Source organism: Bradyrhizobium manausense (assembly GCF_018129685.1).
Classification (GTDB): domain Bacteria; phylum Pseudomonadota; class Alphaproteobacteria; order Rhizobiales; family Xanthobacteraceae; genus Bradyrhizobium; species Bradyrhizobium manausense_D.
In genome coordinates this window covers 546,710-563,841 of sequence record NZ_JAFCLG010000001.1, presented here as the reverse complement: position 1 = coordinate 563,841, position 17,132 = coordinate 546,710, and the positions used below count along the sequence as shown (strand labels likewise).

Annotated in this window: 10 protein-coding genes; 6 read left to right on the top strand and 4 right to left on the bottom strand. The window is 64.8% G+C overall.

From position 1 onward, the window contains the following. Positions 1-48: 48 nt before the first annotated feature. Positions 49-2,292 carry an O-linked N-acetylglucosamine transferase, SPINDLY family protein gene (locus JQ621_RS02725; protein WP_212232869.1) on the top strand — a complete coding sequence of 748 codons (2,244 nt, stop codon included), beginning with the start codon at positions 49-51 and terminating at the stop codon, positions 2,290-2,292. Between the two features lie 110 nt (positions 2,293-2,402). Next, positions 2,403-2,939 (top strand): DUF805 domain-containing protein, encoded by a 537-nt coding sequence (locus JQ621_RS02720; protein WP_212232868.1) that lies wholly within the window; start codon positions 2,403-2,405, stop codon positions 2,937-2,939. A gap of 46 nt (positions 2,940-2,985) precedes the next feature. Here the strand turns inward: JQ621_RS02720 and JQ621_RS02715 are convergent, their stop codons facing one another. The 4 genes from JQ621_RS02715 to JQ621_RS02700 form a co-directional block, all read right to left on the bottom strand. Beyond that, positions 2,986-4,020 (bottom strand): cysteine synthase A, encoded by a 1,035-nt coding sequence (locus JQ621_RS02715; RefSeq protein ID WP_212232867.1) that lies wholly within the window; start codon positions 4,018-4,020, stop codon positions 2,986-2,988. Positions 4,021-4,103: 83 nt separating this feature from the next. Continuing rightward, positions 4,104-5,333, bottom strand: a complete 1,230-nt coding sequence (locus JQ621_RS02710) for an SAM-dependent methyltransferase (protein ID WP_212232866.1) — start codon at positions 5,331-5,333, stop codon at positions 4,104-4,106. Positions 5,334-5,427: 94 nt separating this feature from the next. Next, positions 5,428-6,264 (bottom strand): DUF1365 domain-containing protein, encoded by an 837-nt coding sequence (locus tag JQ621_RS02705; RefSeq protein ID WP_212232865.1) that lies wholly within the window; start codon positions 6,262-6,264, stop codon positions 5,428-5,430. 4 nt (positions 6,265-6,268) lie between these two features. After that, positions 6,269-7,582 (bottom strand): NAD(P)/FAD-dependent oxidoreductase, encoded by a 1,314-nt coding sequence (locus JQ621_RS02700; protein WP_212232864.1) that lies wholly within the window; start codon positions 7,580-7,582, stop codon positions 6,269-6,271. A gap of 429 nt (positions 7,583-8,011) precedes the next feature. On the opposite strand from JQ621_RS02700, the gene JQ621_RS02695 reads away from it, so the two are divergent. Genes JQ621_RS02695 through JQ621_RS02680 form a run of 4 tightly spaced genes read left to right on the top strand, consistent with a single transcriptional unit; the run spans position 8,012 to position 17,131 of the window. Further along, on the top strand, positions 8,012-9,454 hold the full coding sequence (locus tag JQ621_RS02695; RefSeq protein WP_409334189.1) for an efflux transporter outer membrane subunit: 1,443 nt from the start codon (positions 8,012-8,014) through the stop codon (positions 9,452-9,454). Beyond that, positions 9,444-10,844, top strand: a complete 1,401-nt coding sequence (locus JQ621_RS02690; protein ID WP_212232862.1) for an efflux RND transporter periplasmic adaptor subunit — start codon at positions 9,444-9,446, stop codon at positions 10,842-10,844. Before JQ621_RS02695 ends, JQ621_RS02690 begins: the two co-directional genes overlap by 11 nt. A 36-nt stretch (positions 10,845-10,880) precedes the next feature. Continuing rightward, positions 10,881-14,027 carry an efflux RND transporter permease subunit gene (locus JQ621_RS02685; protein ID WP_212232861.1) on the top strand — a complete coding sequence of 1,049 codons (3,147 nt, stop codon included), beginning with the start codon at positions 10,881-10,883 and terminating at the stop codon, positions 14,025-14,027. Next, a complete protein-coding gene (locus tag JQ621_RS02680; RefSeq protein WP_212232860.1) occupies positions 14,027-17,131 on the top strand; it encodes an efflux RND transporter permease subunit in 3,105 nt (1,034 codons plus the stop codon). Before JQ621_RS02685 ends, JQ621_RS02680 begins: the two co-directional genes overlap by 1 nt. The last annotated feature ends 1 nt before the right edge of the window (position 17,132 follow it).

Here is a 17,132-nt window from a genome sequence, read left to right as displayed (position 1 = left end):
AGCCGAATCAGTTAGACTCTCCGCCGGCCATTCCTTCGGAGAGCGACCTTGCAGAGCAGCGCCGGTGCGCGCGCGTTCCAGAACGCGCGATTGCAGAAGAAATTCAAGAAGCAGGCGGAGGCGATCATCGCCGCCGCGAACACGGCCTATGGCCACGGCCGGTATGCAGAAGCCGAGGCGCTGTGTCGCCAGATCCTGAATGAGCTCCCGGAGCATTTCAGCGCGCTGCACCTGCTTGGATCGTGCGCGCTCGCCGGTCAGCAGTTCGAGGCCGCGAAACAGGCCTTCAAAAAAGCCGTCACCGTCGACCCGCGGTCGGCACAGGCGTTTTCCGACCTGGGAGCGACGCATTTTGCACTTGGGCAATATGAGGACGCGCGCGCCTGTCTGGAGAAGGCCATCGCGCTGAGGCCGAGTTTTCCGCTGGCTCTGGCCAATCTCGGCAATGCCCTGCTGCACCTGAACTGTGTCGAGCAGGCCATCGACGTCTACGATCGCGCGATCAAGCTGAAGCCCGATTATGTCGATGCGCTGTGCAATCGCGGCCTCGCCGAGCTGGCCGTGCAACGGTTCGAGCGCGCCAGACAGAGTTTCGAGCGCGCCCTGCTGTTCCAGCCGCGGCACGTCGAGGCGCTCGTCGGCAAGGGTTTGGTCAATATCGAGCTGAAGAACTACGACGAGGCGAAGGGCGCGCTGGAAACGGCGCTCGCGCTGAGGCCGGGCTCGGCGAAGATCCTGGCGAACCGCGGACGTCTCAATCTGGAACAGTCACGGCTCGACCAGGCGGCGGCGGACTTTGACGCAGCGCTTGCGCTGTCCCCCAGGCTCGAAGTGGCCCTGCAGGGCAAGGCGCAGGTCTCGCTCGACATGGGCAATACGGCGCAGGCCATGTTGGCCTGCACGACTTTGCTCGAGGAAAATCCGCGCTCCGCGATTGGGCTCGCGTTGCTGAGTGCCTGTTTTGCGAACCAGGGCGAGATCGCGTCCGCTATCGAGCTTCTGGACGCGTCGGTGGCCATCACGCCGGATGCAGGATTGATTGGACGAAAGATATTCTTTCTGGACTTTCTCGCCGATGCCGATTTCGCGGTCCAGCAGGCCGCGCGGAAGCATTGGTGGGACGCGATCGGCACCAGATTGCCGCAACGGACGCTTGCACCAAGGTCGCTCGATCCAGACCGCCGGATTGTGATCGGCTATGTCTCCGCCGAGTTCTGGTACCACTCGGCAGCGTTCGCGCTGCTGCCGATCCTGCGCCATCATGATCGCACCAAATTCGAGATCGTCTGCTATGCGTGCTCGTCGACGCAGGACGAGGTGACTGCCCAATTCAAGCAGCTGGCCGACACCTGGGTCGATGCCTGGCAGCTTTCGGACGACCAACTCGCCGATCGCATTCAGGCCGACAAGGTCGATATCCTGATCGACGTATCCGGGCATACGACCGGCAACCGGCTTCCTGTGTTTGCTCGCAAGCCGGCCCCCATCCAGGTCACGGCCTTCGGACACGCGTCCGGTACGGGCCTTCAGACCATGGACTACGTGTTCGCGGATCCCGTTTTCATTCCGCAATCGGCGCGGCATTTGCTGGCCGAAAAGGTCTATGACCTGCCGTGCCTGAACACGCTGGATCCGATCCTGGACGTGCCACCGACAGAGCTTCCGATGCTCCGCAAAGGTCACGTGACCTTCGGCGTGTTCAACCGCATCAACAAGATCTCGGACGACGCGATCCGCGTGTGGTCGAAACTGATGCGCGAGGTGACGGGATCGAGAATCATCCTGAAGCACACGCTGCTCGACGATCCCCTGGTGCGCGAGCGGCTCCTCGCGCGATTTGTGGCGCACGGGATTGCCGAAGGGAGCATCACCTGCCTCGGCATGACCCCGCGCCACGAGCATCTCAAGGCTTTTGCCGAGGTCGACATTTCGCTCGATCCGTTCCCGCAGAATGGCGGCATCAGCACCTGGGAATCCCTCTACGCCGGCGTTCCCGTCGTCGCCAGGCTCGGAAACGCGTCCTCGTCGCGCGCCGGCGCCTCGATCGTGGCGGCCGTTGGCCTCAATGATTGGGTCGCCGAGGACGACGCCGGCTATGCTGAAATCGCCTGCAAATTTGCGGCGCAGCCGGATCATCTGGCGAAGCTGCGCGCGGAATTGCCAGCAGGGATCGCAGCCTCGCCGGCCGGTAACGTCGAAATCTATACGGCGAGGGTGGAGGCGGGCTATCGCCAGTTCTGGCGCGACTATTGTACGTCGGCTTCGCGGTCCGGCGAGGACGTCAAACCCTAAAATCTTAATCAATTCCGTTACCGGCCAAAAACGATGCCGACGGCGGCACCCCGGCGCTTCACGCGTCCGAAAGTTCTTTCTGCGCATAAGGCGCCAAAAGGGGGTGTCAAATGCTCGGTTTCGTGTTCGGACTTAATGCGCGCCTTGGGCGCCTGCATTTCTTCCTGGCCTCGGTCGCGCTGGCGATCGTGATGACCGCGATCTGCTTTGCGATCGCCATGGCCATGCTGCGCACGACGTCGCCGAGCCTGGTCCGACCCGAAGAACTCACCCGGAATTGGGCGATCATCGGGGCGATGGTCTTCTTCGCCCTTGCGACTTTCATGCTGCAATCGATGCGCATCCGCGACATCGGCTGGGATCCGGTTTGCGTGATCCCCGCCTGGATCGCGCTGATGATCGTCGATCACGTGGCGGCCGGCCGGTTTCCGGCTTGGGCCGTCGGCCAGGAGCATCAGGGCACGATGGTCGGCGGGCTGGTCAATCTCGCACTGCTGCTGGCGCTCACCTTCTGGCCGAGCGCCGAGAGCGAGGCTGTCTACACCAACCCCTTCGAGCCGCCCGCGCGCGCGGTCAGCAAGCCGTCGATGTCCGACCAGCGCCTTGCGCGCGCGTCGCAAGGCTCGGCGCGTCCGACCTGGAGTTGATGCTGGAGCTCACCTTGGAGCTGATTTTGGGGTTGAGCGCATGGAGTTAGACGAAAGGCAGCTTGATGTTGCTGCGCTTCTCCAGCCATTCCGGCACTGGCAGGTTCTTGGCGCGCATGAAGTCGGCGTTGAACAGCTTTGACTGATAGCGGCTGCCGGAATCGCAGAGAATGGTGACGATGGTCTTGCCGGGGCCAAGCTGCCTGGCAAGCCGCATCGCGCCGACAATGTTGATGCCGCTGGAGCCGCCCAGGCACAGGCCTTCGTGCTGCAACAGCTCGTAGATCACCGTGACGGCTTCGGCATCGGGAATGAGATAGGCGTCGTCGACCTTGGCGCTCTCGACGATCGCGGTTGCGCGGCCGAGCCCGATGCCTTCGGTGATGGAGTCACCGGGGCTCGCCTTGGCGGTGCCGGTCCGGAAGTATTCGAACATGCCGGCCCCGTGCGGATCGGCGCAGGCAATCCGGATGTCCTTGTTCTTCTCTTTCAGAAAGCGGCTGGTGCCGGCGAGCGTGCCGCCGCTGCCGACGGAGCAGACGAAGCCGTCGACCTTGCCACCGGTCTGCGTCCAGATCTCGGGACCGGTCGAGTCGTAATGCGCCTTGGCATTGTCGAGATTGTTCCACTGGTCGGCGAACAGCACGCCGTTCGGCTCGGTCTTGCGGAGCTCGTCGGCAAGGCGGCGGCCGACATGCTGGTAGTTGTTCGGATTGGAATAGGGCAGGGCCGGCGATTCCAGCAGCTGCGCGCCGCACAGCTTCAGAAAATCCTTCTTCTCCTGGCTCTGCGTCTCCGGGATCACGATCAGCGTGCGGTAGCCGCGCGCGCTTGCGACCACCGCCAGCCCAATGCCGGTGTTGCCGGCGGTCGCTTCCACCACGAGGCCGCCCGGCTTCAGCTCGCCGCGCTTTTCGGCCTCCTGGATCATCCATTTGCCGGCGCGGTCCTTGACCGACTGGCCGGGATTCATGAACTCGGCCTTGCCGAGGATGGTGCAGCCGGTCAGTTCGGAGGCGCGCTTGAGCTTGATGAGCGGAGTGTTGCCGATGGCTTCGACAACGTCGTTATTGGTGGTCATGTCAGGCAATTACCGGCTGGAGGCGAGACGTCGTCAAACCCTAAAGTAGGGTTTCCAGCCGCACAAGACGAGGGCACGAACTCTTATTGCTGCTTTGCGAAGATGACCTGCCGGACGTCGATGTTGCCGGACAGGAAGCCCGCCTCGCAATAGGCGAGATAGTATTCCCACAGCCGTCGGAACCGGTCGTCGAAGCCGAGCGGCACGAGGCCCGGCCAGGCTGCGCGAAAGTTATTTCGCCAGCTGGCGAGCGTCCTGGCATAATCTTGCCCGAAGATGCGTTCGCGGATGACGGGCATGCTGAAGCGGTCCCCGAGCGATTTCAGCACGGCAGGCGAAGGCAGCATTCCGCCGGGGAAGACGTAACGCTGGATGAAGTCGACCTCGCGCCGGTAGCCCTGGAACAGCCTGTCCTGGATCGTGATGGCCTGGATACCGGCAAGTCCACCCGGCAGCAGCCGGTCCCGCAACTGGGCGAAATAGCGCGGCCAGAATGCCTCGCCGACCGCCTCGATCATCTCGATCGAAGCGATCCGGTCGTAGCGGTCGCGCTCGTCGCGATAATCCTGCAGTCGGATCTCGACCTGCTCGGTGAGGCCCGCATCAAAAATGCGCCGCTGCGCGAAATCGCGCTGCTCGGTCGAGATCGTCAGGCCCACGACACGCGCGCCGTAGGTCTTGGCGGCGAACTCGGCGAAGCCGCCCCAGCCGCAGCCGATCTCGAGCAGCCTCTGACCCGGCTTCAGGTCGAGCGCTTCGGCAAGGCGACGGTATTTGTTGGTCTGCGCGGCCGAGAGGTCCGTGGTCGAGCCCTCGAACAGCGCCGACGAGTAGGTCATGCTCGGATCGAGCCAGGCCGAATAGAACGCATTGCCGATGTCGTAGTGAGCGTGGATGTTGCGCCTCGCCTGTCGGCGGGTGTTGCGGTTGAACCAGTGCTGCACCATCTGCACGAACCGCATCAGCGGCTTGTCGCGGAGCATGGCCTGGATCAAATCGTGGTTGAGGCAGAACAGGTAGAGAAACTGCGTCAGATCTGGCGTATCCCATTCGCCGGCGAGATAGGCCTCCGCGACGCCGATGTCGCCGCCATTGATCAGGCGCGCGGCCAGGCCATAGTTGTGCAGACGCATCGCGGCGTTCGGACCCGGCTCGTGACCGCCGAGGCGGATTACGCGGCCATCGGGCAGGGTGACGTCGAGCGTGCCGCGCCGGAGTCGCGAACCGAAGGTAAGCGCAAGACGGACGATGCGTGGCAGGTCAGCGAGCGCTGCTTCTGCATTATCGGGCGTCACCGAGACGACGGTCGACATCGGCGGATCCATCACCTGAACTGGCACTATGCGGCCGTCCGCCAGACGCGCTTGTCTTGTTTCTCCGCCAAGCCTGAGCACGCCCTTCAAACGGTCAGCGATTGACAATATAAGCGCGCGATTCGCCGGCCGCCAAGGTGGTTTCAGCGTCAGCTTGCGCTGCGGCATCGCGCCGTGGCACCAGCCGCGCCCCCTTCAGCCAGAGCCGCAGCGCCTCCCAATGGATCGCCGCCATGATCTTCAGGCTGACAAGCGGCAGGGCGAAGAACGATCGCAGCAGGGCCGCCGAAGTCAGGGCGCGGCGGCGGCCGTGGAAAGTCGCCGCCAGCAACGGGCCCTCGCGGTCGGTCTCCAGGATGCGCAGCTTGACCGTGTCGGACGGTGGCAGCACATGGAAATGGTAGCGCATCGCCATCGGCATGAAGGGCGAGACGTAGAACAGCTTTTCCTGTTGCTGACGCAGGCCCGCATCGGTCAGCTCACCCGCCTTGACTGGCAAGATGTACGGATGGATCTCGCCAAAGGTGTTGCGCACCTCGTAGATCACGAGTGCCAGCCTGCCATCGGCGCCATGGCAGAAATAGACCGAGAGCGGATTGAAGCCGTAGCCGAGCAGGCGGGGATAGCAGAGCAGTTCGACCCGGCCAGCCCGGAGGTCGATGCCGTGAGCGGCGGCGCAGAGCTCCGCATAGGCGCGCAGCGAGGAGCCGTCGCGCGGGCCGTGGTCCTTCTCGTGGAAACTGTAGAGCGCGGCGCGATTGACGCCGAACAGGGCCGACTGTCTGTTGGCCTCATCCAATCGGTCGAGATCGATCAACAGGCTCATGACGCGGTAGCTGAAGCGATGGCCCATCGGCTTCAGCCGGGCATGCATGACGTCGCCGAAATAGAGCGAGGCGGCATCGCATGCTGGAAGCTTTATCCTCGCCATCGCGCTACTCCGCGGCCTCTGCGAGTTCGACAGGCACTGTGCGCCAGGGCGCGATCGCTCCGAGCGCCTCGGCCACGGCAAGGCCTGAGCGCACGCCGTCTTCGTGGAAGCCGTAGCCGGTCCAGGCGCCGCAAAACCAGGTATGCCGCTGCCCCTGGATCTCGGCCAGTCGCTTCTGCGCGGCAAAGGCCGCAGCATTGTACTGCGGATGCTCGCACAGATATTGGCCGAACGTGAGCTCGGGCGCAGGTTCGAACGGCGGGTTGAGGCTGACGAACAGCGGCTTGTCTGGATCGATGCCCTGAAGCTGGTTCATCCAATAGGTCACCGCAACGTCGTTCACCGCTTGTCCCTCGCGCTGCCAGCGCAGGAAATTCCACGAGGCCCAGGCGCGGCGGCGCTTGGGCATCAGCCTGACATCGCGGTGCAGATAGACCTTGTTCGGTGAATACTTGATAGCGCCGAGAATTTCGCTCTCGCGTGGATCCGCGTCGCACAGCATAGCGAGCGCCTGGTCGCTGTGCGCCGCGATCACCACATGATCATAGGTCTCGTGCCGGCCGTGGCTGTCATGGATCACGACGCCATGCGCGGTGCGCGCGATCGATGTCACGGCGCAGCCGAGCCGGACGCGATCCCTGAACGCGGCCTGGAGCCGCGTGACGTAGTTCTGGCTGCCGCCCTTGACCGTGCGCCAGACCGGCCGGTCGTATTGGAGCAGACGATGATTGTCGAAGAAGGCAACGAAGTTCTCCGCCGGGAAGTCGAGCATTTCGCTGGCAGGGGCAGACCAGATGGCAGCCCCCATGGGTGCGAGATAGTCGGTCAGCAGGCGTTTCGAGAACTTCCGCGCGCGGAAATAGGCGCCGAGCGTCAGTCCGGCCAAGCGACCGTTGCGGAGGTCGTCGATGCTTTGCCGGCCGAATGTCGGGATCTCCGTCAGCATCCGCAGGTATGACGGGGAGAGCAGGTTGCCGGCTTGCGCGAACAAGCCGGTGCCAGTCGCCCACCAATCATTGCCGCCGCCGCGCCATTCGAAACGGCCGCCGTCGGCGGATACCGCAAAGCTCATGCAGCTTGCGACGGTGTCGACGCCGAGATGGGCGAACATCGCCGTCAGGTCGGGATAGTTGAGCTCGTTGTAGACAATGAAGCCGATGTCGACCGCGACTGGCGTGCCTTGATAGTCGATGGTGACCGTGTGGCTGTGCCCGCCAGGGCGCAGCTCGCGGTCATAGACCGTCACCGGGTAACGCTGTGAGAGCGTCCAGGCCGCCGTGTTGCCGGCAATGCCCGTTCCGATGACCGCGATGCGCATGTGTCAATGTCCCTGCCTCGTGCTGGACAAGCTACGGTGCGTTGCGGCGCGGGTTTCAATGGAGCGCGGGCCCCGACTCTGCGTCTTCCGAGCAACTGTGGCTGCAATATCACATGAAATCTTTGTAAGCTTGATTGCGTTTCTGAATCTTTCTGGATCGAAGAAGTCACTGCAGGACAGGCATATCTCTCATTCACGGGGCCCCGGCGCGGGTGCGTTCGGCTGTGCGTTTCGCAGGTGCGGGACTGTCCCGCAGTTCGGCGCCCGGCTAGGATGGATTTCAGGTTGCGCAGAAAGCATCACAGCAGTGAACGAGTTAGAGCAAGGCTCCCATCCGTCCGCCCACGAATCGGCTGGCCCCGCCGCGCGGTGGCGCTGCGATCTGCCTGGCGGGGGGTGGAAGTGACACGGCGGCTTGCGGCTGTTGCCGTGCGGCAATTGTTCGGTTCCGCGCCTCGCACGCTGCGCGCGATCGCTGTGGTGTGCCTTGCCTCGAGTTCGGGGGCCTGCGTGCTGACCCAGGACCTTCCCGATCCCGCGCTCGACGTCCCCGCCCAGTACAAATACGCCGGCAAGCCGGACGCACCGCCGACGCTGGATTGGTGGCGCGGCTTCCGTTCGACGGAGCTGACGCAGCTCATGGAAGAAGCGCAGACCGTCAACCTCGACATCGCTGCCGCCGTGGCGCGCATTGTCGAGGCGGACGCGCAGGCGCGGCAGGCGGGTGCGGCGCTGTTGCCGACCCTGTCGGGGAGCGGATCGGAGACCTATTCGCGTACGTCAGGCTCGAGCTCGTCGGGCCTCACCAATGGCGGCCGCGAGGTCGTCAATTATTCCTCGTCGCTGAGCGCCAGCTATCAGCTCGATTTCTGGGGCCAGAACCGCGACGCGCTGCAGACGGCGGAGGAGACCGCCAAGGCCAATCGTTTCGACCGCGATACCGTCGCGCTGACGACGCTCGCGGCCGTCGCCAATGCCTACTTCCAGGTATTGTCCTCGCAGGACCGCCTGCGTACCGCGCAGCGCAATATCGCCAGCGCCCAGCGCATTCTCGATGCCATCCGCGAGCGCCGCAAGGCGGGCACGGGCACCGATCTCGACGTCGCCCAGCAGGAGAGTGTGCTGGCCAACCAGAAAGCGCTGGTGCCGCCGCTGCGCCAGACCCTCGACCAGAACGCCAATGCGCTCGCCGTGCTGGTGTCGCGACCGCCAGAGAGCGTGCGCCTCGCGGGCGGCTCGCTGGACAGGATTGCGATCCCGCGCGTCACGCCCGGTCTGCCCTCGGAAATCCTGACGCAACGGCCCGACATCCGCCGGCAGGAGGCGCAGCTCGCCTCGGCCACCGCAAATATCGGCAATGCCCGCGCGCAGTTCTTCCCCACCATTCAGCTCACCGGCAATGGCGGCTATCAGAGCTCGGCGCTGGTCTCGCTGTTCCAGCCGCACGCGGCGTTCTTCCAGCTGGTTGGCAGCGTGACGCAGCCGATCTTCGATGGCGGCAAGATCCTCGGCAATTTCGAATACGCCAAGGCGCGGCAGGACGAGCTGCTCCAGACGTACCGCAAGACCATCATTCAGGCCTTCACCGACGTCGACAATGCGCTGTTCTCGATCAAGCAGACCACAATCAAGCTGCAATTGCAGCGCGAGGTCGTCAACGCCTCACGGCGCGCCTTCGACCTCGCCGAGCAGCAGCTGCGTGCCGGCACGGCCGATATCGTGACTGTCCTCAACACCCAGCTGACGCTATTCCAGGCCGAAGACACCCTGGCGCAAGCGCAGCTCGCTCGACTTCTTGCCATTGTCAGCCTGTATCAGGCGCTTGGCGGCGGCTGGGAGCCGCGCATGGAGAAACCGGTCAATGCTCTTTAAGCCGGATACGAAGCGGGACGCCAAGCAAGGGACGGCGAAAAAGTCGCGCGGCCGCGGCTTCGTCATGGTCCTGATCACGCTCGCGATCCTCGGCGGCCTTGGTTATCTCGGCTGGACCGTGTGGCATCAGCAGCCGCAGCAGCAGGCGGCCTTCGGTCGCGGCCAGCAGCGGCCCGACCTGCCGGTGCCGGTCCTGGCGGCGACGCCCAGGGTTCAGGACGTGCCCGTCTATCTCGATGGCGTCGGCTCAATCCGCGCGCTCAACACCGTCACGGTGCGCTCTCAGGTCGACGGCAAGCTGATCGCGGTGAAGTTCACCGAAGGCCAGGACGTCAAGAAGGGCGACGTGCTGGGCGAGATCGATCCGGCGCTCTACCAGGCGACCTACGATCAGGCCGTCGCCAAGAAGGCGCAGGACGAAGCGCAGCTCGCCAACCAGCGCATTGACCTTGCCCGTTACGAGCAGCTAGCTGCCTCCAATGCCGGCTCGAAGCAACAGGCCGACACTCAGCGCGCTGCGGTTGCGCAAACCGAGGCGCTGGTGAAGGCCGACCAGGCCTCGATCGACAACGCGGCTGCGACGCTGAGCTACACCAAGATCGTAGCGCCGCTGTCGGGGCGCGTCGGCCTGCGCCAGGTCGACCAGGGCAACATCATCCACGCTTCCGACACCACCGGCCTCGTCGTCATCACGCAATTGCAGCCGATCGCGGTGTGGTTCAGCCTGCCGCAGCAGCAGATCATGCGCGTCAATGCGGCCGCCGCGAAAGGCGCGCTGTCGGTCGACGTGTTCGGCAATGACGGCGTGACCGTCATCGACACCGGCAAGCTGACCGGCATCGACAATCAGGTCGATCAGACCACCGGTACGCTGAGGCTCAAGGCCGAATTTCCCAACGCCAATTATCAGCTCTGGCCGGGCCAGTTCGTCAATGTGCGCCTCAAGGTCGAGACCCTCCCGCAGGCTCTGGTGGTGCCGACCTCGGCGGTGCAGCGCGGACCGATCGGCACGTTCAGCTACGTCATTGGCGAGGACAACGTCGTCTCCGCCAAGCCCGTGACGGTGACCCAGCAGAACGAGCATGACGCGGTTATTGCGAGCGGCCTGACGGCGAATGACAGGGTCGTCACCACCGGCTTTGCGAATCTGTCCGACGGCTCCAAGGTCGTCATTGGCCGCGACGAGCAGACGCCGTCGGCCGACCTTGCCCCCCGCAAACGCACGCGCGCGCCTGACGGGCAGAAAAAAGACGGTCAGAAGGACGGACCGGGCAAGGACGCCGAAATTCGCGCGAAGCGGAAGAGCGGCGAGGGCGACCAGAAGGCGCAGACTGGACCTGCACCGGCCGAGGGGGCTCAACCATCGGGATCTGGGGCCAAGCAGCCATGATCCCGGCAACCGCCGCCTGAGCGGCAGGCGCATCCCATGGGCGTCTCCGAACCCTTCATCCGCCGGCCGATTGCAACCTCGCTGCTCGGCATTGCGCTGCTGATTGGCGGCGTGCTCGGCTATTTCGCCCTGCCGGTGTCGGCGCTGCCGCAGGTCGACTTCCCAACCGTGCAGGTGTCGACGCAGCTGCCCGGCGCGAGCCCCGACGTCATTGCCTCGCTGATCACCGCGCCGCTGGAACGCCAGCTCGGCCAGATCCCGTCGCTGACCGCGATGAACTCGACGAGCTCGTTCGGCGTCAGCCAGATCTCGCTGCAGTTCGACCTCAACCGCGACATCGACGGCGCGACCCAGGACGTGCAGGCCGCGATCAACGCCGCCGCGGGCGTCCTGCCCAGGACGCTGCCTTATCCACCGACCTACGCGAAAGTGAACCCGGCCGACGCTCCTGTCATGACGCTGGCGCTCCGCTCGGACACGATCTCGATGCGGGCGATGAGCGACATCGCCGATACGCTGCTGGCGCAGCGGCTCAGCCAGATTTCCGGCGTCGGCCGCGTCTCCGTGCTCGGCGGGCTGAAGCCGGCCGTGCGCATCCAGGCGGACCTGGCGCGGCTCGCCGCCTATGGGATCGCAATGGAGGATCTGCGCGCCGCGATCGCCAACGCCAACGTCTCGGGTCCGAAGGGCTCGCTCGACGGCGCGCAACAATCCTACATCATCGCCGCCAACGACCAGATCGCCGCCGCCGACGCCTACCGTCCCATCATCATCGCCTATCGCAACGGCTCGCCCGTGACGATCGGCGACGTCGCGCAGATCGTCGACGGGCTGGAGAACGACCGCACCGGCGGCTGGTACCAGGGCACGCCGGCCGTGATCATCGATATCCAGCGCCAGCCCGGCGCCAACGTCATCGACGTCGTCAGCCAGATCCGGGCCGAGATCCCCAAGATGCAGCGTGCCATTCCGGCCGGCGTGCACCTGACCATCGTCTCCGACCGCACCGTCACCATCCGCGCCTCGGTCCATGACGTGCAGTTCACGCTGATCCTCAGCGTGGTGCTGGTGACTCTCGTGGTGCTGCTGTTCCTGCGCTCGCTCCGCGCCACGCTGATCGCGGGCGTCGCGCTGCCGCTGTCGCTGATCACGAGCTTCGGCATCATGTATTTTGCCGGCTTCAGCCTCGACAATCTGTCGCTGATGGCGCTCACGATCGGCACCGGATTCGTCGTTGACGACGCCATCGTGATGATCGAGAACATCGTCCGCCATATGGAGAATGGCGATAGCGCGATGACCGCCTCGCTGAAGGGGGCCAGCGAAATCGGCTTCACCGTGATCTCGCTGACTGTGTCGCTGATCGCGGTGTTCATCCCGCTGCTGTTCATGTCCGGCCTGGTCGGGCGCATGTTCCGCGAATTCGCCCTGACGCTGACCATCGCGGTCGTGACCTCGGCGGTGGTGTCGCTGACGCTGACGCCGATGATGTGCTCGCGTCTGCTCAAGCACGCCCATGAGGAATTCGCGGTGCCGGGGCTGGCGGCCGTCAGCCGTTTCATCGACAGTACCGTCGAATTCTATCACCGCACGCTGCTCGTGGTCTTGCGGCACCAGCGCACCACGCTGGTCGTGACCCTTGCGACGCTGGTCGCAACCCTCGTTCTCTACGTCGTTGCGCCGAAGGGTTTTCTGCCGCTCCAGGACACGGCCTCGATCACCGCGGTCACGGAGGCTGGCCCGGATGTCTCCTTCGCCGAGATGCAGAAACGGCAGACCGAGGTTGCCGACGCCATCAAGGCCGATCCCGACGTCACAGGCGTCGTCTCGGTGATCGGCGCGGGCTCGGTCAACCCGACCACCAATGTCGGCCGGCTCGTCATGACGCTGAAGCCACGCGGCGAGCGGGCCGACGATGTCAGCGTCGTCATCGCCCGGTTGAAAGACAAGGTGTCCGGCATTCCCGGCATGACCGTCTATTTCCAGCCGGTGCAGGACGTGCAGATCTCGACCCAGTCGAGCCGCTCGCAATACCAGTACACGCTGACTGGCACTGACGCCGCGCTGGTGTCGGAATGGGCGCGCAAGCTGGTTGCAGAGATGCGGCGCGAGCCCTTGTTCCGCGACGTCTCCTCGGAGGCGCAGGAAGGCGGCTTGCGCGCGCAGCTGGAGGTCGACCGGACGCGGGCCGGCCAGCTCGGCGTCAGCCTGCAGGCCATCACTGATACGCTGAACGACGCCTTTGCGCAGCGCCAGATCTCGACCATCTACGGCCAGGCCAATCAGTACCGTGTGGTGCTCGAGGCGCTACCGATGTATCAGCGCGATCCCTCGATCCTGTCAAAGCTCTATCTGCCGGGTGGCGCCAGTGCGACCGCCGGCGCACCCAATGCGCAAGTGCCGCTCGACGCGGTGGCGACGTTGAAGCGCACCACTGCGCCGCTCGCGATCTCGCACCAGGCGCAATTTCCCGCGATCTCGCTCAGCTTCAACCTCGCGCCAGGCGCGGCGCTCGGCGATGCCGTCGAGGCCGTGAAGACGATCGAGACGCGCATCGGCATGCCCAACAGTATCGTCGGCGTCTACGCGGGCGACGCGGCCGAATTCGCCAAGGCGCTGGCCGGCCAGCCCTGGCTTCTGCTCGCAGCCGTGATCACCATCTATATCGTGCTGGGCGTGCTCTATGAGAGCTACATCCACCCGATCACCATCCTCTCGACGCTGCCGTCGGCCGGCGTTGGCGCCATCGTGGCGCTGATCCTGTGCGGGCAGGACCTTTCGGTCATCGGCCTGATCGGCATCATCCTGCTGATGGGCATCGTCAAGAAGAACGCGATCATGATGATCGACTTCGCGCTGGAGGCCGAGCGCGGGCAAGGCATGCCGGCGCATGAGGCGATCGTGCAGGCGTGCCTGTTGCGCTTCCGCCCGATCATGATGACGACGCTGGCCGCGCTGTTTGGCGCGCTGCCGCTCGCCATCGAGAGGGGCACCGGCGCCGAGCTGCGCTTCCCGCTCGGCGTCTCCATCATCGGCGGCCTGCTGCTGAGCCAGCTGCTGACGCTCTACACGACGCCAGTGATCTACCTCGCGCTCGATCGCATCAACCGCCGCCTCGAGCAGGCGCTGCCGCCGATCGAGCCCGGGGCGCCGACGGCCGGCGCGACCGAGGGGATGCAGTGATGGCATCGATTTCGGAGCCCTTCATCCGTCGCCCGGTCGCGACCACGCTGCTGTCGATCGGGCTGTTCCTGCTCGGTGTCGTCGCCTACGAGTTCCTCCCCGTCGCCTCCGTTCCGAATATCGACTTCCCCGCCATCTTCGTCTCGGCGAGCCGTCCCGGCGCCGACCCTTCCGTGATGGCTGCAACCGTGGCGGCGCCGCTGGAGCGGCGGCTCGGCGAAATCGCAGGTATCAACCAGATCACCTCGACGAGTTCGCTCGGCATCGCGAACATCCAGCTCCAGTTCGACATCGGCCGCAACATCGACAAGGCGGCGCGCGACGTGCAGGCGGCCATCAACGCCGCGCTGGTCGATTTGCCCAGCGACCTGCCGGCGCTGCCGCGCTTCCGCAAGGCGAACACCGCCGGTGCGCCTGTCTTCGTGCTGGCGCTGACCTCGAAGACGCTGTCCGGCGCTGCAATCTACGACGTCGCCGACAGCGTGCTGGCGCAACGCATCTCACAGGTGCCGGGCGTCGGCAACGTGACGATCTCCGGCGCCGATCAGCCAGCGGTGCGGATCCAGCTCAATCCGGTGGCGCTGTCCAATGCCGGCATCGCCACCGACGACGTCCGCACCGCGATCGTCAATGCCAACCCGCTCGGGCCGGTCGGCATCTTCAACGGCGAACGGCAGAGCGAGACGCTGGGTATGAACCGGCAGATGCGCTCCGCGCAGGAGTTCCGCGACATCGTCATCAAGAGCGTGAAGGGCAATTTCTTGCGGCTCTCCGACGTCGCCGAGATCGAGGACTCCGTCAAGAACGCCCGCTCCATCGCCTGGTTCAACAAGCAGCCGGCGGTGATCATCCAGATCACCAAGCAGGGCGACGCCAACGTCATCGACACCGTCGACCGGGTCAAGGCCCTGATCCCGGAGCTGAAGCAGTGGATTCCGGCGGGCATTGAAATCTCGACCCTGGTCGATCGCACCACAACGATCCGCGCCAGCGTGATGGACATGCAGTGGACGCTGCTCGCGACCGCGGTGCTGGTCATGGTTGTGGTGTTCGTGTTCCTGCGCCGGATCACGCCGACGATCGCGGCCGGCATCTCGGTGCCGCTGGCGCTTGCCGGCACTTGCGCCGGCATGTGGGTCGCAGGCTATTCGGTCGACAACCTGTCGCTGATGGCGCTGGCGATCTCGGTCGGTTTCGTGGTCGATGACGCCATCGTCATGATCGAGAACATGTTCCGCAATCTCGAGCACGGCATGCGGCCTATGCAGGCGGCGCTGGAGGGCGCGAGGCAAATCGGCTTCACCGTGGTCTCGATCAGCCTGTCGCTGATCGCAGCGTTCACGCCGCTGATCTTCATGGACGGCATCGTCGGCCGGCTCTTGCGCGAATTCTCGCTGACGCTGACCTTCGCGATCGTGGTCTCGACCCTGGTGTCGCTGACGGTCACGCCGATGATCTGCGCCCATTATGTCAAGGAGACCACGTCAGGATCCGCCACGCTGTTCGATCGCCTGATCGAAGGCTCGCTGTCGCGTGTCGTCTCCTTCTACGCCCGAACCCTGCGCGCGGTGCTCGAATTCCCCCTGCTGACGCTGCTGGTGTTCTTCGCCACGATCGGCCTGACCGTGGTGCTCTATATCAAGGTGCCCAAGGGCTATTTCCCGACGGACGATTCCGGCTTCGTCATCGGCGCGACGCGCGCCTCGGCCGATATCTCGTTCCAGTCGATGCTGAGCCTGCAGCAACGTCTTGCCGACATCGTGATGCAGGATCCGGCCGTGGCCGGCATCGGCTCGGTCATCGGCGGCGGAGGCGGGCCGGGAGGCGCGACCTCGAACCGCGGCACCATGTTCATCAGCCTGAAGCCGCCGGAGGAGCGTGACCACGTCTCGACCGAGGTTGTCATCGATCGATTGCGGAAGGCCTTGTTTCCCGTTTCCGGCATCCGCCTGTTCATGTTCGCCGCGCAGGACGTCCGCGCGGGCGGCCGACAGAGCGACTCCAACTACCAATACACGCTCTCGAGCACCGACCTCGATTTGCTGCAGAAATGGGCGCCGATCGTGGCCAAGCGCATGGAAACGGTCGAGGGCATCACCGACGTGTCCAGCGACCGCGATCCGGGCGGACTTCAGCTGACATTGAATATCGACCGACAGAAGGCCGCGATGCTCGGCGTCAAGGTGCAGGACATCGACAATGCCCTGAACAACGCGTTCTCGCAGCGCCAGATTTCGATCATCTACACCCAGCGCAACCAGTACATGACCGTGCTGGAGATCGACCCGAAATTCCAGGTCGATCCGTCCAATCTCGATCGCATCTACGTCGCCGGCTCGGGCGACGTTCAGGTGCCGCTGTCCGCCGTCGTGCATGCGACGCGCGGGTTGGCCGCCCTCGCGGTCTTTCATTCGCAGTCGGTGCCCTCGACCACGGTGTCGTTCAACCTTTCGCCCGGTGTCCAGCTTCAGGCCGCAACGCAAAACATCCAGCGCGCGGTCGACGAATTGCATATGCCGGAGGGCATCCGCGGCAGCTTTGACGGCAATGCCGGCGATTTCGCCAGGACCAGCGGCCGGCAGCCGCTATTGATCCTCGGCGCGCTGGTGGCGATGTATATCGTGCTCGGCGTGCTCTATGAGAGTCTCGCCCATCCGCTGACGATCATCTCGACGCTGCCCTCTGCCGGGCTCGGCGCGCTGCTCGCGCTCCAGATCACCAATACGCCGCTGACGGTGATCGCTTTCGTCGGCATCATCCTGTTGATCGGCATCGTCAAGAAGAACGGCATCATGATGGTCGACTTCGCGCTCGACGCCGAGCGCCACCGTGGCCTGTCGTCGGCCGAGGCGATCTTCGAGGCCTGTCAGGCTCGCTTCCGTCCGATCCTGATGACGACCATGGCAGCGCTGTTCGCCGGCATTCCGCTTGTCGTCGCAACGGGGCCAGGCACCGAACTGCGGCGCCCGCTCGGCATCACCATCATCGGCGGCCTGTTCGTCTCGCAGATCCTCACCCTCTACACCACGCCGGTGATCTACCTGCTGATCGACCGCCTGCGCCGGCGGTCCGAGCCGCGCGCGCTGGCAGCGCCGGCGGAATAGG